This window comes from Methanobrevibacter curvatus, from assembly GCF_001639295.1.
Taxonomy (GTDB): domain Archaea; phylum Methanobacteriota; class Methanobacteria; order Methanobacteriales; family Methanobacteriaceae; genus Methanoflexus; species Methanoflexus curvatus.
On sequence record NZ_LWMV01000165.1, the window covers coordinates 1 to 22,087 of the forward strand.

At 26.3% G+C, this 22,087-nt stretch carries 28 protein-coding genes; 26 read left to right on the forward strand and 2 right to left on the reverse strand.

The window, feature by feature from the left end; genetic code table 11:
• Nucleotides 1–113: 113 nt before the first annotated feature.
• On the reverse strand, nt 114–1,547 hold the full coding sequence (locus MBCUR_RS04975) for a flippase (protein WP_067091017.1): 1,434 nt from the start codon (nt 1,545–1,547) through the stop codon (nt 114–116).
• Between the two features lie 524 nt (nt 1,548–2,071).
• Here MBCUR_RS04975 and ehaA point away from each other — a divergent pair.
• From ehaA to MBCUR_RS05025, 10 genes are all read left to right on the forward strand, one after another.
• Nucleotides 2,072–2,398 (forward strand): energy-converting NiFe hydrogenase A subunit EhaA, encoded by a 327-nt coding sequence (ehaA, locus tag MBCUR_RS04980; RefSeq protein ID WP_067091019.1) that lies wholly within the window; start codon nt 2,072–2,074, stop codon nt 2,396–2,398.
• A gap of 1 nt (nt 2,399) precedes the next feature.
• Entirely contained in the window at nt 2,400–2,897 is a 498-nt protein-coding gene (locus MBCUR_RS04985; protein ID WP_067091021.1) for a hypothetical protein, read from the forward strand.
• A gap of 185 nt (nt 2,898–3,082) precedes the next feature.
• Nucleotides 3,083–3,334, forward strand: coding sequence for a DUF2109 family protein (locus MBCUR_RS04990; RefSeq protein ID WP_394329081.1), 252 nt, complete (start codon nt 3,083–3,085; stop codon nt 3,332–3,334).
• A 40-nt stretch (nt 3,335–3,374) separates the two neighbouring features.
• Complete coding sequence (locus MBCUR_RS04995) at nt 3,375–3,644, forward strand: EhaD family protein (protein WP_067091032.1); 270 nt, start codon at nt 3,375–3,377, stop codon at nt 3,642–3,644.
• The gene (locus MBCUR_RS05000) at nt 3,637–3,897 is read left to right on the forward strand and encodes an EhaE family protein (RefSeq protein ID WP_067091035.1); all 261 of its coding nucleotides are present in this window, start codon (nt 3,637–3,639) and stop codon (nt 3,895–3,897) included. The genes MBCUR_RS04995 and MBCUR_RS05000 overlap by 8 nt, the downstream gene beginning before the upstream one ends.
• Nucleotides 3,894–4,550 carry an EhaF family protein gene (locus tag MBCUR_RS05005; RefSeq protein ID WP_067091036.1) on the forward strand — a complete coding sequence of 219 codons (657 nt, stop codon included), beginning with the start codon at nt 3,894–3,896 and terminating at the stop codon, nt 4,548–4,550. The genes MBCUR_RS05000 and MBCUR_RS05005 overlap by 4 nt, the downstream gene beginning before the upstream one ends.
• Nucleotides 4,547–5,218: an EhaG family protein gene (locus tag MBCUR_RS05010; RefSeq protein WP_067091038.1), complete on the forward strand. Its 672-nt coding sequence runs from the start codon at nt 4,547–4,549 to the stop codon at nt 5,216–5,218. The genes MBCUR_RS05005 and MBCUR_RS05010 overlap by 4 nt, the downstream gene beginning before the upstream one ends.
• Nucleotides 5,219–5,349: 131 nt before the next feature.
• Nucleotides 5,350–6,024 carry a hypothetical protein gene (locus MBCUR_RS05015; RefSeq protein WP_067091040.1) on the forward strand — a complete coding sequence of 225 codons (675 nt, stop codon included), beginning with the start codon at nt 5,350–5,352 and terminating at the stop codon, nt 6,022–6,024.
• A 171-nt stretch (nt 6,025–6,195) separates the two neighbouring features.
• On the forward strand, nt 6,196–6,411 hold the full coding sequence (locus tag MBCUR_RS05020) for an SND2/TMEM208 family protein (RefSeq protein WP_067091042.1): 216 nt from the start codon (nt 6,196–6,198) through the stop codon (nt 6,409–6,411).
• 68 nt (nt 6,412–6,479) lie between these two features.
• Nucleotides 6,480–7,343 (forward strand): respiratory chain complex I subunit 1 family protein, encoded by an 864-nt coding sequence (locus MBCUR_RS05025; RefSeq protein WP_067091044.1) that lies wholly within the window; start codon nt 6,480–6,482, stop codon nt 7,341–7,343.
• A gap of 60 nt (nt 7,344–7,403) precedes the next feature.
• On the opposite strand, the gene MBCUR_RS10580 is transcribed toward MBCUR_RS05025, so the two are convergent.
• Nucleotides 7,404–7,583, reverse strand: a complete 180-nt coding sequence (locus MBCUR_RS10580) for a hypothetical protein (protein ID WP_169805796.1) — start codon at nt 7,581–7,583, stop codon at nt 7,404–7,406.
• A 230-nt stretch (nt 7,584–7,813) separates the two neighbouring features.
• On the opposite strand from MBCUR_RS10580, the gene MBCUR_RS05035 reads away from it, so the two are divergent.
• The 16 genes from MBCUR_RS05035 (at nt 7,814) to MBCUR_RS05110 (ending at nt 21,721) form a co-directional block, all read left to right on the forward strand.
• The gene (locus MBCUR_RS05035; RefSeq protein ID WP_067091048.1) at nt 7,814–8,143 is read left to right on the forward strand and encodes an energy-converting hydrogenase subunit EhaL family protein; all 330 of its coding nucleotides are present in this window, start codon (nt 7,814–7,816) and stop codon (nt 8,141–8,143) included.
• A gap of 199 nt (nt 8,144–8,342) precedes the next feature.
• Complete coding sequence (locus MBCUR_RS05040; RefSeq protein WP_067091051.1) at nt 8,343–8,747, forward strand: DUF1959 family protein; 405 nt, start codon at nt 8,343–8,345, stop codon at nt 8,745–8,747.
• Between the two features lie 221 nt (nt 8,748–8,968).
• Nucleotides 8,969–9,415: an NADH-quinone oxidoreductase subunit B family protein gene (locus MBCUR_RS05045; protein ID WP_067091054.1), complete on the forward strand. Its 447-nt coding sequence runs from the start codon at nt 8,969–8,971 to the stop codon at nt 9,413–9,415.
• The gene (locus tag MBCUR_RS05050; RefSeq protein ID WP_067091057.1) at nt 9,416–10,513 is read left to right on the forward strand and encodes a hydrogenase large subunit; all 1,098 of its coding nucleotides are present in this window, start codon (nt 9,416–9,418) and stop codon (nt 10,511–10,513) included. It begins immediately after the preceding gene.
• Between the two features lie 38 nt (nt 10,514–10,551).
• A complete protein-coding gene (locus MBCUR_RS05055) occupies nt 10,552–11,592 on the forward strand; it encodes a 4Fe-4S binding protein (protein WP_067091059.1) in 1,041 nt (346 codons plus the stop codon).
• A complete protein-coding gene (locus tag MBCUR_RS05060; RefSeq protein WP_084269511.1) occupies nt 11,592–13,028 on the forward strand; it encodes a 4Fe-4S binding protein in 1,437 nt (478 codons plus the stop codon). Before MBCUR_RS05055 ends, MBCUR_RS05060 begins: the two co-directional genes overlap by 1 nt.
• 201 nt (nt 13,029–13,229) lie before the next feature.
• On the forward strand, nt 13,230–14,462 hold the full coding sequence (locus tag MBCUR_RS05065) for a hypothetical protein (RefSeq protein WP_067091062.1): 1,233 nt from the start codon (nt 13,230–13,232) through the stop codon (nt 14,460–14,462).
• 45 nt (nt 14,463–14,507) lie between these two features.
• Entirely contained in the window at nt 14,508–15,395 is an 888-nt protein-coding gene (locus MBCUR_RS05070) for a formylmethanofuran--tetrahydromethanopterin N-formyltransferase (protein WP_067091065.1), read from the forward strand.
• A 12-nt stretch (nt 15,396–15,407) separates the two neighbouring features.
• Nucleotides 15,408–16,454 (forward strand): carbohydrate kinase family protein, encoded by a 1,047-nt coding sequence (locus MBCUR_RS05075; RefSeq protein ID WP_067091068.1) that lies wholly within the window; start codon nt 15,408–15,410, stop codon nt 16,452–16,454.
• A 276-nt stretch (nt 16,455–16,730) separates the two neighbouring features.
• Complete coding sequence (locus MBCUR_RS05080; protein WP_067091071.1) at nt 16,731–17,543, forward strand: 4Fe-4S binding protein; 813 nt, start codon at nt 16,731–16,733, stop codon at nt 17,541–17,543.
• A 182-nt stretch (nt 17,544–17,725) separates the two neighbouring features.
• Nucleotides 17,726–18,361 carry a CBS domain-containing protein gene (locus tag MBCUR_RS05085; protein ID WP_067091073.1) on the forward strand — a complete coding sequence of 212 codons (636 nt, stop codon included), beginning with the start codon at nt 17,726–17,728 and terminating at the stop codon, nt 18,359–18,361.
• 15 nt (nt 18,362–18,376) lie between these two features.
• Nucleotides 18,377–18,700 carry a carboxymuconolactone decarboxylase family protein gene (locus MBCUR_RS05090; RefSeq protein ID WP_067091076.1) on the forward strand — a complete coding sequence of 108 codons (324 nt, stop codon included), beginning with the start codon at nt 18,377–18,379 and terminating at the stop codon, nt 18,698–18,700.
• A 459-nt stretch (nt 18,701–19,159) separates the two neighbouring features.
• Nucleotides 19,160–19,705, forward strand: a complete 546-nt coding sequence (locus MBCUR_RS05095; RefSeq protein WP_067091078.1) for a 50S ribosomal protein L15e — start codon at nt 19,160–19,162, stop codon at nt 19,703–19,705.
• A gap of 302 nt (nt 19,706–20,007) precedes the next feature.
• Complete coding sequence (locus tag MBCUR_RS05100) at nt 20,008–20,424, forward strand: RNA-binding protein (protein WP_067091081.1); 417 nt, start codon at nt 20,008–20,010, stop codon at nt 20,422–20,424.
• A 98-nt stretch (nt 20,425–20,522) separates the two neighbouring features.
• On the forward strand, nt 20,523–21,332 hold the full coding sequence (gene rnp3, locus MBCUR_RS05105) for a ribonuclease P protein component 3 (protein WP_084269513.1): 810 nt from the start codon (nt 20,523–20,525) through the stop codon (nt 21,330–21,332).
• Nucleotides 21,329–21,721, forward strand: a complete 393-nt coding sequence (locus tag MBCUR_RS05110) for an Rpp14/Pop5 family protein (RefSeq protein WP_067091083.1) — start codon at nt 21,329–21,331, stop codon at nt 21,719–21,721. The genes rnp3 and MBCUR_RS05110 overlap by 4 nt, the downstream gene beginning before the upstream one ends.
• Nucleotides 21,722–22,087 lie beyond the last annotated feature (366 nt).

The window sequence follows — 22,087 nt, forward strand, 5'->3', positions numbered from 1 at the left end:
TTTTTTTTTTTTTTTTTTTTTTTTTTTTTTTTTTTTTTTTTTTTTTTTTTTTTTTTTTTTTTTTTTATTGATCTTCTTTTTACAATTTTTTAAAGAAATTTATCAAATTTTTTTTATTTGTTTTTTCCAAAAATTTCTTTGATTATATAAATATCTTCGTGATCAAAGGTTTTTGTTAAAAATATTGCTCCAAAGTAAACTATTATCCCAACGGGAATAGCTAAGATTAAAGGAAGATGAGCAAAATATAAAATTATTCCTAAAATCAGTGATGAAGCTATTATTTTTAAAATGTCTTTTAAAATAGATATTTCAAGTTTAAAAACCGATTTGTTTATTAAAGAATTCATTAAAATAGCAATAACCACTCCGGTTACAATTGTTGCAAAACTGGCACCTATAGAACTGTATTTTGGTATTAAAATCAAATTTAAAATAACATTTACCATACAAGCAAAAACATTGATTTTCAGCACATTTTTTTCAAGAAAACTTGAGTTTAAAAGAGCAGTTGAAGATCCATTTATAAATATAAACACAACACTCCATATTAAAATATTTAAAATAGTTGCAGACTCTTCATAACTATTTCCATAAATTAATGAAATAATAGGGGAAGAATAAAACTGTAATGCAATAGCTACAGGAAATATTAGTAATAAAAGGTATTTAATTGATTTTCTATAACTAATTTTTAGTTGTGTTTTTGAGTCTTTGAAAAATTTTGACATAAATGGAAAAACAACACTACTGTAAACCCCATAAATTGTTAAAAATACAGCCACTATTTTAAAGGCTGCACTGTAGAGTCCAACTGCATCGTTACCAATCATATTAAACAACATTACGCTGTCAATCAAAGAATAAATACTGGTAAAAATAGCTGTTAAACCAAAACTTGATGATAAAATGATTATTTTTTTCCAATATTTAGTATTAATTTCAAATTTAGGAGAAACTATTTTTCTATTAGCCTTTATAAATCCATATACTACAGAGATTATACTTGCAACAAGATATGATATAACTACACCTACAATACCTAAATTAAAATAAATTGATACCAATACACCTAAAAGCAAAAATAGGCTGTTTATTATTGTACCAATAGCTTGATATTTCATTTTTTCATGGGCTTGGAAAACTCCATTAAAAAGATTTACCATGCCTATAAATGCATTTTGAAGAACGATAATTAAACAGACCTCTATTGTTAATGCATCACTATTCATAATTAAAAGTATTAAAAATGAAACCATCATTGCACAAGTGGATAAAATTATTTTTAAAGGGATAGTTACTCCTAAAAATCTGCTAGTTATTTGAGGTTTCCTTGATAATGTTCTAACAGTATATATACTAATGCCAAAATCCATTGCAATTGAAATAATTCCTGCAAATGAAATTGAAAAGTTTACAATCCCAAATTCTCCTACTCCAAGATATCTTGCAATTAAAATTATCCAAAGATATCCCAAAATACTAGTACTTAGTTGTGAAGCTAATAACCAACTACTATTTTTGAATATGGATTGTATTGAGTTCATTTTTTTAATTTCCATTTAATTTTTTTGTTTATTTCTTTAAATTATATAAATTATAGATTTAATATTATTTAAACTTCTTTTGTTTATTTCTTTAAATTATATAAATTATAGATTTAATATTATTTAAAATATTGTAATAATAAAATAATAACAATGATTAATTTTTTGTCTTTTTTCTTGTTGTAGCATTCTTCTGGGTGTTTTCTTTTGATTTTGCCTCTTTTATTTTAAAATTTGGTATTAACCATTTTATGTGCTGTATTTTTAGTTTTTATGTTTCATTACCAACAATATTGCTATCACTTAATTTACCATAATTTCACAATCAACATATAGGACAACAAACATCTGAAAAACTAGGTTTAGGGTCATGTTTATCCATAATAAAACACCTCGCATAAGCAAATAATTAAATACAATTTATTTTTTATGAATAAACTACCATATAAAACTTAAGTAAATTAAGGGTCAATATCAAATGCAAGTAACAAAATTTATATGCTTAATTAAATATATTAATCATTATGAATATGATAGGTGATTGGACAATAATATTAAGTTATTTAATATCTATTATAGTTTCTTTTGTAGTAGCATTAATAATTAAATTACCTTTAACTGGAGAAAAGCCAATTAGATTTTCATGGGTAAACAGTGCAACCTTTCCTACCCCCATAATTGCTATTGGGCTTTTAGCTCTTTGTTTTTCAATAAATTTTTATTGGATTATGAATGGTCTAGCTTTAGCTATTATTTTCGGTGTTATTTCTCCGTTTATTGTTAAATATTTATTTGATTATATTTTCCCAGAACCTCCTGTTTTGGATGAATTATCTAAGGAAAGTGATTAATATGAATGAAATTCTTGGAATAATTCTTGCAACAGTTGTTTGTTGGTTGAATTTTATTTTAATTGATACTTATTTTGGTCTTCCAGAGCAACCAGGGGTTAAAGGTGCTGAAATAATTGGCAAATCAATTGAAAAAAGAGGAGGAGACTTGGCTGGCGGATTTTTCCAAGGGAATATTTTATGTTCTCCTGATGCTTCTGCTGGAACATTAATGGCTTCAATAGCTGTTATGTTACTTGGCTTTAATGGAGGTATTCTTGCAACATTCTTTATTTATATTGGTAATAGATTGTGCGCAGACCCAGGTTATGCTGGAACAATAGGAGCAATTTCTACAACTATAATCATTACAATTCTCAGTTTTATTGGCTTTACTCCAATAATGTTTGTTGTAGGAATGGTAATAGCCATTACAACTATTCAAGGAATTTACCATCCATATTCCACTAAACTTTTAGGAAAAATAGCTAAAAGGTTAGGCAGATATCCTAAATTATAATTTCCTAAATTATATTTATTATTATGGTTATTGACATTATATATTAAATAAATTCAATTTTAAAGTCTAGATTTCATTAAATTTGAATTGTTAAAATTTGATATTTTAAAAAAAATACATTTAAAAAGAATATATTTAAAAAGAATATATTTAAAAAGAATATATTTAAAAAATTTGCTGATATTATGATAGAAGAAATTATTGGTGTTATAATTATTATAATGGCTATACGTACTTTCATAACCAATGACAGAATGGAAAAAGTTTTATACATTAATGTTATAGATTTTGCTCTTTCTGCTCTAATAGCTATTTATATTAATACTCCATTTGCTTTTGTTGTTGCTGCAACATTTTTTATAACTTCCACAATATCTTCTAATGCAATAGCCTATGTTTTTAATAGATTAAAAGATGAAAAAGTCCTTAATGAATAATTCAGCATAATATGAACTTTAATCAATATCTGGTGAATAAATGTACATCTTAGAATTTGTCAATTTAACAAATATATCATTGCTATTAATGTTTGTTGGATCTTTAGGCATTATATTTTTATCAAAACCTTTAGATAAGGTAATAATGTTATCATTATTAGAGGCAGGATTCTTTGCTGCTGTTGTTGCATTTAAATATTTAGATGTAGCTTTCGTAATAGCTCTTTTAAGCCCTATTTCAATTATAGTTTTCTTGATGTCATTTATTAAAATCAATGAAATCAGATCTAAGGAGGAAGACAATGCTTGATTTAGGCTTATGGTTTTACAGTGGGTGTTTTTTAGCTATTTTAGGAAGTCTAGCTACTGTTTGGGGACCTAATGTTCAAGATCCTATTGTTAGAACATTCAATACTGAAATAGCTGCAATAGGTGTTTCATTAATTTTTTTAACCTACAATCATACTTTAGCACTTCTAACTTTCATTACTACAAGTGTAGCTGTTTCTCTTATTTTACTTAGAGCTATTACTCGTTTAGAAGAGATGGAGGCAGATGTATGAAGGTTGGCGAGCTATTTAACAAATTATCAAGCCCTCGTAGAATTCCAAAAATATATGCTTTTGTTTTAGCAATATTTTTGATTTTAGGGTTCTTAGTTCCAATGACCTTAAATTTGGAGCAGGTTTATCCTCGCCCAGCTCCTCAAGAACAAATGGATGAAGGGCTAAGAGTAGCTCCTTATGATAGAGGGGGATCAGTTTTAAAAGAACCTGGAATTACAAGAGCCCAATACCCTGAAAACTCTAGAGAAATTGGTTGGATTAATTCTTATATGTCACCAATAGCTTACAATATTAAAGAAGCTTCACCTTACTTTGGAACTTCTATTTATTCATCTCCTGGTGGATTAATAGATGAGATATTATATTACACTCGTGGTTTTGATACTATTTTAGAATCTACTATTCTTATGATGTCTTTTGTAATAGCTTCATGGTTAGCTGCTAATTTTACAATGAATAGAAATGAAGAAGACTTAAAAAGAGAGTTATCTGCTTCTAATTCTAATTTTAAAGATACTAATAGTAATAGCAATAATAATAATAATAATAATAATAATAATAATAATAATAATAATAATAATAATAATAATAATAATAATAATAATAATAATAATAATTTAAATGATAAATCTAATCAGGGAGAAAAATGATGCTTGTTCCTGAATTTGTTCCTCAGATTTTTGCTTCATGGTACATGCCTGCTATTTATACAGGATTTATTATCGCATTCGTTGGTTTAATAGGAATAGCGGTTCCAAAACGTGATATTCATGTTTTAATTCTTACTGATATTATAGGATTAGCCATGTTAGTTATTGTTGGAGCAGTAGGGACGGATTTAGCTGAAGCATTGATTTTGCCTGGTTTGGTTGTGGAGTTAGCAGAGATTTTAGCAATTTCTGAAATTTTAATTTCACGTGAGATGAGAAAAAAAGACAAGATTCCTTCACTGTTTCCAACTCCTTTAACCTTGGACATGGAAATAATGACCACGGCTCCAAACTTCTTAGCCATTGTATTAATTGGTTATGGTGTGTTTTTAACTGGATTTACTGGTGGTGCTGTTGCAGGGTCAGGTATTTTAGTTTATATATTCTCAAGAAAAGTTAGAGGATTGCCAATTTTAATAATCGATGGTATTGGAGCTGTTTCAGGTATATCCTGGTGTTTATGGATAATTGGATTTTTTTTATTCTTTGTTACACCTCAATTCTGGTTACTATCTCTTTTCTTAGCTGCATGTGGACTACTTTTAAAGGTTGCCTCAAAAATGGGTTTAATTGGAGTTCTAATGAGAGAGGAATATAATAAAAAATAGTTTAATTTAATAATGTTTCAATTAAAAGTTATTTAATCAATTTAATAATCAATTTAAAAATTAATTTAATAAAAATTTAATAAATAATTAGTATAATAATATAAAATACTTTTCAATTAAAGTTGATAAAAATGGATATAACGACATTAGGTGGAAGTTTACTTGGCACAATCCCTCTTGGGGATATTGTACTTTATTTAACTCCGTTTCACCTCTTTATGTTTGGATCAATATTAATATTTACCGTCATAATAGCTATCAGCAGGACAGAGACACAAGTTGAAGCTATTTTTGGAGGAATGAAAGAAAAAAAAGTTTCTGTTGATTTATCCGAATTTAAAGCCAGAAGATTCTTAGCTATTGTTTGTGGAGTAGCTACAGCAGGGGCTATGATTACAGGAGATCTTTTTAACTTTATCCTCTTTGTTGCTTTAATAGGAATTGTAAATATTGGTATAGTTTCAGCAGTAAAGCAAATAAGTGTTTTGGATGCTGCATTTCATTATGGTTTAATAGCTATGATGTCAAGCTTGCCTTTATTTGGCGGAGGGGCTATGATTTTAGCGTCTACTGGCACCCTTAGTTTATTTGCCATATCTCAAATTCCACATACAAGTTTAATGCTTTTATTTGCAACAATAATGTTTGGAATAGGTGTAGCTGGTGAGACAGGTATTGCTCCATTTTTTGCCACTAAAGCAGAAATGTTTAGAACTCCAGGTTCTCCATTTATATTGATTATTCATTTAAGTTCATTGTTTATAATAATTCGTACAATAGAAATTATTTTATTAATAGTTGCATAACTAAAGATAAATTCAATTTAATCTAATAAAAATAGGTTCATTTAATCTAATAATAATAGATTCAATTAATCTAATAAGAATAAATTTAATTAATTTAATGAGAATAGATTCAATAATATAATGACATATTTAGATTATTAAAAAAATAATATTTAAGAAAATGGTGTTAAAATGAATAAATTAAATTTTTATAGCTATCTATTCCTGATAATTTCAACCATAATGTTGTTATATGGCTTAATATTTAATCCTAATGATTGGATTGTTTATACAATAGCTATTATTTTCATTCCATTATTTATACTTTCATTAGGTTTTATCACAATGGCTAAACCTAAAAAAGAAGATGAGGAGGAAAGAGTTCAAGAGCCATTTATTGGGTTTTAGAAAAATCAATTATTTAAATGGATTTATCAAATTCACTAATGATTCAAAAATGGTTTTCTCGTGATATTATGTATTTAATGGCTGATATTGTTGTAAATGTCTTAATAGCATTTTTATTTGGAAGTATTCTATTAGGATTACATAGAAAGGTAATGGCAAGAATTCAACTTCGTCCAGGTCCTCCTATAATACAACATTTCCTACATTCTTTAAAATTCTTTTTTAAAGAGACTTCATTTCCAAAAACAGCTGCAATGCCATTTTATGTTGCAATAGTTGTTATCCTGTGTGCAATTTGGGTAACAGCAGTTATTGTTGGTCCTGTTAGTCAAGGTTCTCTTTTAATTATATTTGGAGTTTATGCTCTTTATAAAATTGTAGAACACAATTCAGGATCCTCTTCAGGCTCTCCTTATGGTAAAATGAGTTGTGTAAGGGCTGTATTTTCAGCGGCTGCAGAGCTACCTTTATTTGCAGTAATTGCCATTGTTTATCTTAAAACAGGTACTATGAATATTGCAGAGATAATAGCTTATCAGTCAGTACATGGAGCATTAATATTTTCAGTACCTCTTGCAACTATTGTATTCTTTGTTTTAATATTGTCTAAATCTCCATATTCTCCATTTGCCATTACAAAAGGTAAAGATTTAGTTTCAGGCTATGAAACTGAGCATTTTGGATTTTTAAGAGGATTTTTAATGCTATCTGAATCAATGTCATGGTATGTGATTTTATGGGTATTTTTAACCATATTCTTAGCTCCATTGTCCCTAGTTGGATATTTAGTTGGAATGATAGTGATTACAGCCATTACAGCTATAATCAATGCAGTAACTCCAATATTTAATCCAAACCATTCTATAATGACTCAAATTTCAATAGCTATTGTAGGAATTGGTGGATCTTTGTTGCTAATGCTTATAGCATAAGATAAGATTTATAATTTAATAAAATTTTATAGTTTAAAAAGATATATCTTTTATAATATTTTATAACAAATAAAATTTAATGAATAAATATTGAGAATTTGTAAATAAGTTGATTATAATGACTAATGAAAATGATTTTATATTGCTTACTTCATTTGTAGCTATTGGAATAATAGTTCTTGGTTTGATTGTTTCACTATATGATTCAGTTACAATTTTGCCAATATTTATTTTAGGCATTATACTATTTGTATTAATATTATTACAAAGATATCACAGGATTAATCATATAACTGAAAATATTGAGAAGATAGTTTTTATTGGAACTCTTATATTCATTATAATTTCTTTAATATTTCTATATAAACCAATTTAATTAAATAGTTATTAATTAAATAGTTATTAATTGAATATTTATAATAATAAAAAAATATTGTATGAATAAATTTATTTAAAGTTAAGCTGATCAAATGATTGAATTAAATTATCTAATATACATAGTTGTCTTCATTGTTGGGGCTATTGCAGGTCTTTTATTTAGTTATAAAAAGCATGGAGAACCTATAATTTTTAAAGAAATTAACTATTTAGTTCTAATAATGTCTATCATTGGATTTTTTTTGCTATTTAACTATGGTTTAATAAGTTTCATCCTAATTCCTTTGATTTCTATTTCAATATCTTTGTTTTTAATATCTTTTGTCTTAGGAATGAGACCTGGTTATGGAAGATATGAAATAGCTATTGGATTAATGATATCAATAATAATTTGGATAATTAATAATTTAATTCATTTATAATATTATTAAAATTATATTTTTTTATAATGTTACTATAATTATATCTTTTTATAATATTACTATAATTATATTATTATAATTATAATCATTATTATTACTATTATCTATAATTATTATAAGTATATATTAGAATTATATATTACAAATTATAGTATATACTCATATATTATATTAGTATATTTACCATTATTGTGATATAATGTCAAAAGAAGAAAATTTACTGGAATTAATGAAATTAAGGATTCTTCGTAGCTTTCGATGGGAAAATGATGTTGTAATTCCCTTATCTAAAGAACTGAATATTGAAAAGGAAGAGTTAGAGAATATCTTAATGGGTCATTTGGATATGTCCAGTTTGGAAAACCTTCATTCAACTTTTGAATCTGTTAAACATAGCTGTTTAATGGATAAATTAAATTTTGATTTAAATTTATCTTGGTTAAGTGATATTTTAGAAATAGTTTCTGAAGAAGATAAAAATGAAATTAAATTAGATGTTATTAAAGAAATATCCAATGGAAAAAAATATGAAGATGCTTTAAATGAAGGAAAAATAGCATTAGTAAGTTTATTAAATGAAACTAAGATATTTGAAGACATTTAGTCACATTATTTTTTGTATATGCAATTATTGTGCATATATGCAATTATTGTGCACATATATAATTACTATGATTATTATAAGGATTATGATATGTTAAAAAATATTATTATATTTTAAATGTTAAATTTAAAACAAAGACTAATGAATTTTTCTTTGTTTTTTTAAATAATTTTGATAAATATTTTTAGAGAAAGTTTGAAATATTAATTATTGGTATTGAAATGTTAGACAAACTTAAAGGCATTATTAGAAAAAGCTCAATTCATGTATGCTTAATCAACACTGGTGGGTGTAATGGTTGTGATGTGGAAGTTGTTGCTCTTTTATCTCCAAGGTATGACCTTGAACAGTATGGTATTTATGTTCATAACAATCCCCGTGAAGCAGATGTAATTTTAGTTACTGGTGCAGTCACTGACCAGTGGATTGATAAGCTTAAAAGAGCATATGATAAAGCTCCTGAGCCAAAAATTGTTGCTTGTGTTGGAAACTGCCCTTTATCTGGTGATGTTTTTAACCAAGAAGGAGGACATATTTATGCACCTGTTTCTGACTTTATACCTGTTGATGCTGAGATATCTGGTTGTCCTCCAAGACCAAGTGAGATTTTAGAAGCTATTTTAACTGTTGTTCCTGGAGCTATTGAGGCAAAAGGGAGGGGAAATTAAATGATATTGCCTATTGGTCCAATTCACCCAGGGTTAAAGGAACCTTTAAGATTAAAACTTAAAACTGAAGGTGAAAAAGTTCTTGATGCTGAGATTGAATATGGGTATGTCCACAGAGGAATAGAAAAAATAATGGAAGGTAAATCTTGGCAAAAATGTATTTTTTTAGCTGAACGGGTTTGTGGAATTTGTTCTTATATACATACACAAACCTTTGCAGAGGTAATTGAAAAAATATCCAATTTTAGAGCACCTCTAAGGGCACAGTTTTTAAGGGTAATTACTAATGAGTTAGATAGGATTCAAAGCCATTATCTTGCTAATTCAACTTATTTTAAAGCAATGGAGCATGAAACACTGTTTATGTATATGTTGTCTCTAAGGGAGCATGCTATGGATTCTCTTGAGCTGTTAACTGGAAACCGTGTTAACATGGGTTGGAATATTGTTGGAGGAGTTAAAATGGATGCTAAAAAATCTCACTTCAATCAAATTTTAGATAATTTGGCTTTAATTGAAAAAGACCATCAACGTTATGCTGAAATATTTGAAAATGGTCCATTTGTTGCAGGGCTACGTTCAAAAAGTGTTGGGAGAATGACAAAAGAAGAAGCCATTAAAGGAAGAGCAGTTGGACCCATTGGAAGAGCTTCTGGATTAACGCACGATTTAAGAGAAATTCATCACACTTACAAAGATAATTTTGATTTTAAACCTATTTGGAGAAAAGAAGGAGACAACTTTGCAAGGACTATGAATAGGTTAAATGAAATTCCTCAGTCTATTGATTTAATTAGACAAGCTATTGAAAATATTCCAAAAGGTCCTGTTAGAGAGAAAGTAGAGATTGGAAAAGGATATGGGGAATGGAGAAATGAAGCTCCAAGAGGAGAAGTCACATATATGGCAGAAATTAATGGCAACCATATTAACAGTATTTCTATAAGAACTCCAAGTATTATGAATATTGATTGCTGTGCAAGATATATGCTAAAAGATGTTGCCACAGTAGCTGATGCCGTAGCTACCTATGCAACCTCAGATCCATGTATAGCATGTACAGAAAGAGCTATTATTATCAATGATGTAAATAAATAGTCGAATTTAGTGTTTAATTTATTATATTTTGGTGTAGAATGTCTTCTATAATTTGGTACTTATACGAATTTGCCAGGAAAGCATGGGTTGAAGGTTTCTTTAATGCAAAATCTGAATTAGATATTGTTGAAAAACCAGACCGCTTTAGAGATTTCCCTGATGTTGTTAAAGAAAATTGTATAGGCTGTGGAGCATGTACTTTAGCATGTCCTTCACCTTTAGCAATTAAACTAATTAGGGATAAAGATGAAGATAAAGAAGGTTTAACATATCCTGAAATAGATAACAGAGCTTGTATTAGGTGTGGTTTTTGTGCTGAGGTTTGTCCTTCTAAACCAAAAACTATTTACTGTGGTGAAAATCATTTAATTGAAGAACCGTTTAATATTGTGCCATCAAAAAGAAAGTACATGATTGACGATTTTTTATGTATTAAATGTAAAGAATGTATGAATATTTGTCAAGTAAATGCAATAGGAGAAAAGGACAATAAATTTTATGTTGATGATGGAAAATGTATTTCTTGTGGTGATTGCTTAAATGTTTGTCCTGTTAAAGGTGCAATGAAAGGAATATTCTTAAATAATCTTGAAGAGCAAAAGTCTAGTATTAAATTCATTGTTAATAAATTAGAGAAATATATTGAATCCATGGAACAAGAACTTTTTAATCTTCCAGATAAAAAGATTTTAAAGTTGGAATTACCATTACTTAATTTTCATGATGAAATTATTGAGAAGATATCTGATGAAGAAATAGCTTTTGAAGTTGTTGAAAATACCATTAATAGGTTGAAAATTAATATTATTCTTTGGGATTATGATAAATGTAATCAATGTAAGCTTTGTGTTGACGAATGTCCTACTGGTGCTATTAAAGTTGATTCTCAAAGCAATACCGTTAAAAGAAATGCAGAAAAATGTTTAAGATGTAGTATTTGTTATCAAACTTGTCCTTTTGGTGTTGTTAAATACTTTGTAGCTAAATTTTTCCTTGAAAAAGATGAAAATTATGCATTTGATAGTATTATTAAAATTACAGTTAAAGCTTCACAATTGGCTCAATGGAGAGAATATTGATGGATAAGCAAATTAATTCTAATGAATCAGTTAATTTTAGTTCTAATGAATCAGTTAGTTCTAATGAATCAACAAATTTTAGTTCTAATGAATTAAAAAATCAAAGAGGCTCAAGAATTTCCTTAAAGCCAGTTAGAGATGTTTTTGTTGACTATGAAATTAATAATAATAAATGTAAAGAATGTCCAAAATATTGTTTAAATTCTTGTCCTGTAGATGCTATTTTTTTAGACTCTAATGGATTAATCAATATTAATTCCCGCTGTATTGGTTGTAAACTTTGTAGAGAAGCATGTCCATATGATGCTATAAAAATAAATGTCAAATTAGCTGAACCTATTAGAGAAAATATTCCAAATATTAATTCTAAACTCTGTAGAGCATGTGGTGCATGTGTGTCATCCTGTAAAACTGGAGCTATTCATTTAACTTCCTCTGGAGGAGAAAATGTTCACAGTGAAATTGATGAGGATAAATGTGTTAGATGTGGTTTTTGTTTTAGATCGTGTCCTACTGATGCAATAAAATATGGTGAGATACTTCCAAGAACTGTTTCTGGTGGAAAAGCAATTTTAATCAATCAAAAAAAATGTATTGGATGTATGACTTGTACACGTGTTTGTCCTTCAAAAGGATCTATTAAAGTTGGAAATGCAGGTAAGTTGCCTTATATTGATCCTTCATATTGTGCTCGCTGTGAAGAATGTATGAATATTTGTCCAAGTACAGCTATTAGATATTCTTCTCGTAAAAAAGCTTATAAAGAATTTTCTAAATCAGAATCCTTAGAAATAGCTTCAGAAATTTTAGAAAAGTATTTACATGATTTATCAAGAGATGTTTCAAAAATAGATTCAATTTTATCCAGACTTTCTAAGACAATATCTGATGAAATGAAAGAGGAGGAGTTTGTTTTAAATATTACAAGAAGGATAAAAAATGGTTTAGATTTTGTTTTATCTTCTAATGTTTCAACATTTGAATTGGACCAAGTTATAGACTATTTTCCACCAATAAGGCATATCAATGTTTTTGATGAGAAATGTATTGGTTGTGGAAAATGTGTAAATATATGTCCAACAGAAGCTATTTGGATAGAATTGCCATCTCCCATTCATATAACTGATGATTGTGTGTTTTGTGGTCATTGTGTTTCCATATGCCCTCAAAAGGCAATTAAACTTAAAGAAGAATTTTTCAAATCAAGAGGCAATGAAATTTTCTTTGAAAGAAGAGATATCAAATTTTTAAGAGAGGGCACTTGCAATATAAATAATGATATTTGCCAGTCATGTGGTGTTTGTAAAAATACTTGCCCAGTTGATGCTTTACACATGCAAAATGACAAATTGTATGTTAACAATGAAGATTGTATTTCTTGTAGGGAATGTGAATCTATTTGCCCAGTAAATGCTATAAATGTTTGTATTAAATAATATTTTTTAATTTTTATTATTTTTTTTGTTTTTATTTAGTTTTATTCATTTTTATTCCTTTTTATTCATTTTTATTTAGTTTTATTTAATTTTATTTATTTTTTTAGTAGTTAATTTTTTATTTTTATTTATTTTTATTTAGTTTTATTTATTTTTATCAGTTTTTACTGTTTTTCTTAAATATTATTATTAGGAGATTTTATGAAAAAATTTTTTATAACTGATTGTGAAGGACCTATATCTTTAAATGATAATGCATTTGAGCTATGTGATAATTTTATTCCAGATGGAGATAAGTTTTTTAAAGTTGTTAGTGCATTTGATGATTATTTAGTGGATATTGTTAAAAAAGAAAATTACAATGCTGGAGACACTTTAAAACTAATAGCTCCATTCCTTAAAATATATGGTCTTACAAATGAAAGGATTATAAATTTTTCTAAGAAAAATATCTTTCTTGTAGATGGATCTAAGGACACTATGGACTTAGCAAAAAAATATATTAGCTCTTACATTGTAAGTACAAGTTATATGCAATATATAGAAGCTCTTTCCAGTTATATTGATTTCCCATTTGAAAACACTTATTATACTAAATTAAATTTATCTATTTTAGAAGATAAATTAAACAATTCATTAAATAATTCATTAAATACTTCATTAAATACTTCATTAAATACTTCATTAGATGATTCATTAAATACTTCATTAACCAATTCATTAAATGAATCCAATATTAATTTAAATGAAGATTTTTTTAAAGTTTTAGAAAAAGAAAAAGAAACATTAAATTCATTTAAAGAAAAAATTGTTAAAATTAATCCAAATCAAATTGAAGAGAACTTTGCATTTTTAGATAAAATATTTTTTAATGAAATTCCAAAGTTAAATATTTATAAAATTGCTGAAAGTGTTGAAACAGTTGGAGGTTTGGGAAAACAATTAGCCATTGAGGATATAATTAGTAAAAATATTTTAAATGGGGATAAATTTAATAAAAATGTCTTCAATGAAAATAAAATTCAAATTATGTATATTGGGGACAGTATAACTGATCTTGAGCCATTGAAATTTACAAATGAAAATAATGGAATAGCTATTTCATTTAATGGTAATGAGTACTCTATTAAATATGCAAATATTGTAGTTATATCTCCAAATACAATAGTTAATTCTCTTTTAATAGATTTACACATTCATTTTAACAAAGAGTATATTTTTGAGTTTGTTAGAGCATACAACAAAGATCCTAACTATGCTTTTGAAAATTTTAGAGTAAGTTATAAATTAGTAGATAAATTCAAGGAGACTTTTAAAAATCAAGAACTTCCTATAATTAAATTAGTTACTAAAGATAATATTGACGAATTAATAGTAAAAAGTACAAAATTTAGAAAAAAAATTCGTGGAAAAGCTATTGGTACTTTAGGATAATAGAAATATTAAGTATAGCAAGAATAATTAAATAATGGTGATAACATGGATAAATATGATAAAGTTCAAGACACATTTTTTGAAGCTTTTAATGGGAGATTTATTAGGGCTTTAATAACTGCTGACGATGAAGATATATTGGCTCAAGCAGCTTATGATTCAACTTCTACTCCTGGAGCAGTTATTGGGAGAATTGAAGGTGGTGTTGAAGGATTTATTGATGAATTTAAGACTCCTGATGGTAGAATTGGTGTTATTGTTCAGTATTGGTTTGGGAGTGATGATTTAGAAAAATTTGAACTTGAGTTGTCCTACAGAATTCGCCAAGACATTTTAGTTAAGCCATTTACTTCACTTTTCAATTTAACCCCAAACCCTAACGGATTTATATCAATGATGAAACAAGTTGGTCACTGTGGAGATGGCTATGAATGGATTGAAGAAAAATTTGGAAAAAACATGATTAATGTTCCAATAGCTGTTCCTGATTTTAAAATAGAAGAAAAATTAGCATATAGTGAAGGTTTAATGGGTGCTAATTTTTGGTACATGACCAACGACAAAGAAACAGTAATGGAAGCAGGTAGAATTGCTTTAAAAGAAATTGGTAAAGTAGAAGGAGTAATAGCTCCTTTTGGAATATGTTCTGCTGCAAGTAAAGTAGAAACTAATTATCCATGGATTGGCCCAACAACAAATCATCCATATTGTCCTTCATTAAAAGAAAAACTTCAAAAAGAATCTAAAGTTCCAAATAACATTAATTTTATTCCTGAAATAGTGATAAATGGCATCAATAAAGAACAATGTTTTAAAGCTGTTAAAGCAGGCATTGATTCAATTTTAGACTTGGATGGGGTTTTAAAAATTTCAGCTGGAAATTTTAATGGTCAATTAGGAGATTTAAAAGTTAATCTATTGGATATTTTATAATTTGGTGTTTTTATGAAGTTAAATGAGCAATCATCACAAAGTTTAGATAAAGAATTAACAGCTGAAGTCATTGGTTTTGGAGCTTTAAATTTAGATAAAATCTTTAAAGTAAATGAAATTGTTGATAAAGATGGTGAAGGAGTTATAACAGAATCTAAAATATCTTGTGGTGGTTCTGCATCAAATACAATTATTGGATTGTCGCGTTTAGGAATTTTAACAAGTTATATTGGCAAAATTGCTTTTGATAATGAAGGAGAAACATTGGAAATGAACCTTATTAAAGAAGGAGTTTTATTAGATAATTTAATTTATGGCGATACAGGTGATTCTGGAGTTGTTTATGGATTTGTTGATGAAGAAGGTGATAGGTCATTGTATGTTAACTCTGGTGTTAATGATGAAATAGTTGTTGATGAAATTATTGGTTCAGGTCTTTCAAATGCCAAAATTATTCATTATTCTTCTTTTGTAGGAGATTCTCTAAATGCACAGATTGATTTAATTGATAATTTGCCTAAATCTATTGTTTTAAGCTTTGATCCTGGAATGATTTATGCAAACAAAGATCCGAATGTTTTGAAGAAAATTTTAAAGAGAACTAACATTCTTCTAATAAATGAAAATGAATTAAAACTCTTATTTGGGGAACATTATTTTGACAAACATGGATTAAGTGATTTTTCAAATAAAGATAATTTAAGCTTTCGTGACATTGCATTATATTTAATAGAAGATGGAATAGATACTGTAGTTGTTAAACGAGGTAGAAATGGTGCTTATGGAATTAATAATAAAGAAGAAGTTAAGATTCCTGTCTTTAATGTAGAAGCCATTGATACAACAGCTGCAGGAGATTCATTTAATGCTGGATTTTTATATTCTTATTTAAATAATTTTTCCCTTGAAAAATCTTGTATTGTTGGGAATTGGATAGCTTCTAAATCAGTTGAAGGATTTGGAATTGACAATTTGCCATATAAATTAGAATTAAATGATTTTATTAAAGACTTAAATCAAGCCATTATCAACCAAGATACCTTAAGTTTGTTTGAATAAAATTATTATTTCTATTCATTTTATTTCATTTATTTTATTTTTATTTCACTTATTTCATTTATTTTATTTTTATTAATTTTTATTTCATTTATTTCATTTTAAAATTATTTTTTTACTTTATTTAAATTTGTTTCTTTTTTATTTAAAAATTAATTTGAATTATAAAATCTAAAGCTTTAAATTATATTAAATTCATATTATTTAATAATAAAAACTAAATTTTTAAAAACTAAATTTTTTTTTTTTAAATTTAAAAGTTTAAAATAAGGAGTTTGTATGGAAATCATTTTTAAAAAGCAATTAGAGTCATTGCAACATGAAGTTGTGCTTAAATCAGTTGATTTAGATGATGATATTGAAGATTTTCAAGTGGATATTGAAGATTACTCTTTAACTGAAAATATTTTTTCTATTTCTCCTCGTTGTATTCGATGTGATTTATGTGTTGAAGAATGCCCTGTTGGAGCAATAACTTCATCTACTTCAATTAAACGGTCAAGAATCAAAAATAATTGTGTTAAATGTGAAATTTGTACTCAAACATGTCCGGTTTCATGTATTTATTTAATGGAGGCATCTGCTGATATTGATACAGAAAATGACGAAGTTAAGTTTTCACTTAAAGAACGTAAATCACCTCATAGAATTTTAAAAATGGATGAAATAGCTGTTGATCATTCATTATGTGTTGGATGTGGCTCTTGTACACAATTCTGTCCTACAAAAGCCATTAATTTAAAAGATTTTTCTACAGTTGAGACTCCAATTGGTGAAAATTATTCTAAACTTAAATATAATAATTTTGCTGATGTTAAAAAAGATTTATGTATTGGATGTGGCTCTTGTTCTAATTTATGCCCACAAACTGCAATAAACCTTAAAAATTTCTTAGGTCCAGTAATTATCACAAAAAGACTATTAATTGACCAAGATACATGTGTAGAATGTCAGTTGTGTGAAGAAAATTGTCCTGTGGAAGCCATTAAACTTGAAAATGGATCAATAATTTTAGACAATAAAAAATGTATTAAATGCAATGTTTGTTCAACAAAATGCCCAGTAAATGCTCTTAATTTAGAAAAAATGTGAATTATTTATTTTATTAATATTATTAAATATTAATATATCATTTTATTGATTTTATTAATTCATTATTTAATTTTAAAGTTTTATTTGCTTTAGTCATTTATTTTTATTCATTTATTAATTTTATAAAGGTTTATTAAATTTTACTTATCTTATTAGTTATTAATTAATTAGGGGATATAAAAATGAAAGTACGAGAAATGATGGATAAATATTTTATTTATGTTTACCCAAAAGATTCAATTGACGATGTTTCAATTAAAATGGAGAATTCTAAAAGGTTTACTGCACCTGTACTAAACAAAGAAATGAAATTAGAAGGTTGGATTACTTCTTTTGATATTACAAAAGGTCTTAGAGAAAATAAAAAGTTAATTTCAGAAGTTATGAGTCCAGTTGAAGATATTAAATACTTACATGAAAATGATCCTTCAAGATTAGCTGTTTTAGAGACTTCTAAGTCACGATTAATTAGTATTCCTGTTTTAGATGAAAATGAAGCTGTTACTGGCGTTATAAGGGCATTTGAAATTGTAAATACATTATCCTCTCTTTATGAGGTAAAGGTTTTAAAACTTTATCAAGCAATGCATAAGCAGTTAAAAGGTGTTAGTTGGGATGAGTTAATGGATGCTGCAGCCATTATTACTACTCGTGCAACAGGGGTTAAAACTAAAGCTAAAGATTATGAAGAAAGAATTAAAAATTCCACTTTTGGTGAAGCTATTTGGACAACTGGTGGCCTTGAAAGCTTTTTTGTTGGTCTGATATCCGTTGGTGAATTAGTAATAGCTAGAAGAGTAGGTAAATCAAAAAAATAATTTTTAGGTGATAAAATGAAAGAAAATGTATTTTATGGAAAAGGAATGAAACCAATTAAAGAGGATTATCCTGATATTTTTGAGGCTATCCACTTATTAAATGAAGTAGCTTTTACAGGAAAAGCATTAGATTATAAAACTCAAAAGTTAATAGCAGTAGCCATTGCAGCATCAAATTCAGATTCTAGAGCTACATTGAATCAAATTAGAAGTGCTATTAATGAGCTTAATATTTCTAAAGACGAAATTATGGATGTTTTAAGAGTTGTTCTTTTAACTTCTGGAATGCCACCTTTTATCAAAGCAGTAGGCATTTTAAATAGAGTTATTGAAGAATAATTTTCTATTTTTAAATTTTTTATTTATTTTTTATTTACTTTGTAGGTTAAATATTATTTTTTTATCATATTTTTTAATTTATTATCTAAATTTTATATCAAATTTTCAATAGATTTATATAATAAAAAAATAAATATTATTATATCATATAAATTTAACTTAATAATTTATTGTTAAATATATTAGGTATTTTTTAAAATATATTAATATTTTTTCAAGTATGTAGATATTTCTTTAAATATATTTTCTATTTTTATTAATTTAAAGTTTTATTTGTTTATGTTAATATTTTGAAAGAGAGATTAAAATTCTTTCAAAGATTTATATGAAACTCTTTTTGGGATATTGTCCCTGGATGTGGCCAAAAATTAAGTTAAGTTATATTATGTTATTTATTAATATATAGCTAATTTACAATTTATCTTTAATTTTAAATGGCTGAACAAGAGGTGTTTTAAAATGTATAAGTATGTTAGAGATGCGTGGAAAAATCCAGATAACTCTTATGTCAGAGAATTGATGTGGAAGAGAGTTCCTATTTGGAGAAGAGAAAAGGTTATTCAAAGAATAGATAGACCTACAAGAATTGATCGTGCAAGAAATTTAGGTTATAAAGCTAAAAAAGGTTATGTTTTAGTTAGAACCAGAATTAGACGTGGTGGAAGAAGAAAATCTCGTTTTGTTCATGGGCGTAGACCTAAAAGAATGGGTGTAAATAAAATTACTCCCTCTAAATCTATTAAAAGAATGGCTGAAGAAAGAGTTTCAAAAAAATATCCTAATTTAGAAGTTTTAAACTCATACTGGGTTTGGTCCGATGGTAAATTCAAATTTTTTGAAGTCATTTTAGTTGATCCACAACATCCAGCTATTAAAAGCGATTCTAAAATCAATTGGATATGTGAAAAACAACACAGAAGCAGAGCTCTTAGAGGACTTACCAGTGCAGGTAAAAAAGGCAGAGGCCTTAGAACTAAGGGTAAAGGTGCTGAAAAACTTAGGTAATTTTTTACCTTTTTTATTTCTATTTTTTTTATTTTTTTTCTATTTTTATATCTTTTTTATATTTTTCTTTTTTTAAATTTATTTAAAATTAGCATTTTTTTATAATTCCTTTTTCTTATTTTGTGTTATTTTCAATCAAGCTAATCGTTTTTTTAAAAATATAATATTAATCTTTTTTTTTTTAAATAATGTTATATATTTTAAAACATAATAATAATAATAATAATAATAATAATATTGAATTAGATAAATTTATTTAATTATAAATATTATTCTATTAAAAAATTTTTAAATTGAGTTTTATGATTCATAATATTAGATATCGACTTTTTGTTTATAGTAATGAAGATGAATCAGAGATTTTAGAAGGTTTAAACTTCTTATTTCCTGAGATTAAATCAGAAAAAGAAATGGCTGAGGGCATATATGAAAAACCAATAGCTATTTTTTCTGGAAAAGTAGATAAAAAAAGAGAAATTAAGAATTTTATTTCTAGATTTTTAGAAAGTGATTTTGATAAAGATAGATTTTTAAATAATTTATCTAGAAAAATTGATGAAAAAGGAAATCTTTTTTTAAGATTTTCCAAAGAAGATGCCATTAATGAAAAAATGACAATTCTTGACTCAGGTGATTCAATTCATTTAAAAATAAAAATAGCGGCTTACCCTTCTAGAAAAGATGTTGCTATTAAAATAGCTAAAGATTTATTTAATTAAGCTAAAGTTGACTATTAAAATATTGTTAATTTAAATATTGTTAATTTAAATACTATTAATTTAATTTATTAGTGATATAGATATTTTTGTGGATTATTATGGAAAAAATGGCTTTTTTTGACTTACACATTGTTGGAAAAGATTTTAAAACTGATTTAGAAAATGTTTCTGAAGCTTTTCGCTTAGGATGGACATCTGTTGGATTAATTTATTCTGAGAAAAATTTTAATCTACACTTTGAATACAAAAAACAATTAATTAGTAAAATAGAAGATGATTTTGATTTAAATCAAAACAACACTAACATGTCTAGTTTAAACAATTTTAAATCAATTTATTTTGGTTTAGAACTTAGTTCTAATAATCCTAATGATATAAGAAAGTACAATCAAAAATATAGTAACAAATATGATTTATTCATGGTTTTAGGTGGATCAGATAAAATAAATAGGCTAGTATGTGAAAATAGACAGGTAGATATTTTATCAAAACCATACAATAAAAGACACGATTGTGGAATTAATCATGTTTTAGCTAAATTGGCTTTTGATAACAATATAACCATTGAATTATGTTTTAATGATTTATTAAGCTCTTTTTTGTCTTATCGTTCTAAGATACTTTCATATTTTAGAGACATTATTCTTTTACAAAGAAAATTTAAATTTCCATTAATTTTTTCATCTAAAGGAAGTTCGATTTTTGATTTACGTTCTCCTTTTGATGAAATAGCCATTTTAAAATCATTAGATTTAAATGATAATGAAATTAAATCTTCATTAAACACATTTGCCTATGATTTGATTAAATTTAATAAAGAAAAAAAAGACATGCCAGTTTTAGGAGTTAAATGTCTTAATAAAGAGGATATAAAGAATAATAATGTAAGTGGAGATTATAAACAATGAAATTAAAGATTTTACCTCCTACTTTAAGACCAAATAATCGTTATTTAGTTTTAGAAATTAAATCAAATAAACTTTTAACAAAAGATGAACTCGTAGCCATTCTTTGGGATGGAGCCATTCGTTTTTATGGTGAATTAGAAACTAGCAATTTTAATATATGGGTCATGAGATTTTTTGACTGTTCAAATGAATTTGATAAATTTAAAAACCTTCAAAATGATTTTTATTTTTACAAATCTGTTGTTAGGTGCCAGAGAGGCTTGGAAGAAAAGTTTAGAGGGGCTTTAGCAATGATAAACATGTATAAAAGAAATAAAATAGCTATTTCAACAATTGGTATAAGTGGAACCATTAAATCTGCAGTTAATAAATTTATTTTAAATGAATAGTTTTTTTTTATTTTTTAAACATTTTTTTATTTATTCATTTGGCTTTGTATTATATTGTCTTTTTAATTAATATTGAAAATTTTATAGTTTTTGGAAGATCCATTGTTTTTTGCAAGAGCAGTCTTTGTAATGGATAGAATAACCATGACTTAGGAATTATTAACTTTTCTTTTTGTTTTATATATTATATTGATGAAAGTTTTCTCTTTTTTTTGAATAAAAAATTCTATTTGTTTTCATTTTTGTCCATGTTTTGCTTTTTTATTATAAATTATTATATTTATTTTTCCATTGATATATATTTTTATATTTGATTCATTTAGAAACTTGTTTATATATAACGAATGAAACTTATTTATTAGCTGA